This window comes from Corallococcus sp. 4LFB (assembly GCF_046520365.1).
Taxonomy (GTDB): domain Bacteria; phylum Myxococcota; class Myxococcia; order Myxococcales; family Myxococcaceae; genus Corallococcus; species Corallococcus caeni.
In genome coordinates, this window is sequence record NZ_JBKGHJ010001105.1 from 1 (window position 1) to 929 (window position 929).

Annotated in this window: 1 protein-coding gene; it reads left to right on the forward strand. The window is 69.5% G+C overall.

Features of this window, described 5'->3' with window-relative positions:
* A partial coding sequence (locus ACLEQD_RS44340) for a condensation domain-containing protein (protein WP_410391923.1) occupies window positions 1–929 on the forward strand: 929 nt, incomplete at both ends.

Consider the following 929-nt stretch of genomic DNA (forward strand, 5'->3'; position numbering starts at 1 on the left):
GGGCAAGCGGCTGGTGGCGTACGTGGTGGCGCAGCCGGGCCACACCGTGGACGCGACGACGCTGCGCAATGCACTCAAGGGACGGCTGCCGGAATACATGGTGCCGTCGGCCTTCGTGGTGCTGGAGGCGCTGCCCCTCAACGCCAACGGCAAGGTGGACCGCAAGGCCCTGCCGAATCTGGAAGCCGGAGCGGAGCGCACGCGTCAGTACGTCGCGCCGCGCACCGCGACCGAGGAGGCCCTGACGAACATCTGGACGCAGGTGCTGGGTGTGCCCCAGGTGGGAGTGGAGGACAGCTTCTTCGAGCTGGGCGGTCACTCGCTGCTGGCGACGCAGGTGGTGTCGCGAATCCGTACCGCCTTCAACGTCGACCTGCCGCTGCGAGCCCTCTTCGAGACTCCCACGGCCGCCGAGCTGGCCGTCCAGGTGGACGCGGCCCGGGATGCTGGGGTCGCGTTGACGATCCCGCGCTTGGAAGCCCGGTCCCGGACGGGCCAGGAGCCCCTGTCCTTCGCACAGCAGCGGTTGTGGCTGCTCGATCAGCTCCAGCCGGGAGGCGCGTCGTACAACATCCCCCTGGCGGTGCGGTTGACCGGCAAGGTGGACGTGGGCGCCCTGCGCCGCACCTTCGACGAACTCGTGCGCCGTCACGAAGCCCTGCGCACGACCTTCCAGGTCCACGAAGGGCAGCCCTTCCAGCGGATCGCCCCGATCCAGGAAGCAGCGTGGAGCTTCACGGCCCTGGACGGTCTGCCCGAGGCTCGGCAGGAGGCGGAGCTCAGCAAGCAGGTCGGCGCGGAGGCTCTGCGCCCGTTCAACCTGAGCGAGGGACCGCTGTTCCGCGCGACGCTGGTGAGGCTGTCGGAGACGGAGCACGTGCTGGTGCTGGTGATGCACCACATCGTGTCGGACGGCTGGTCGATGGACG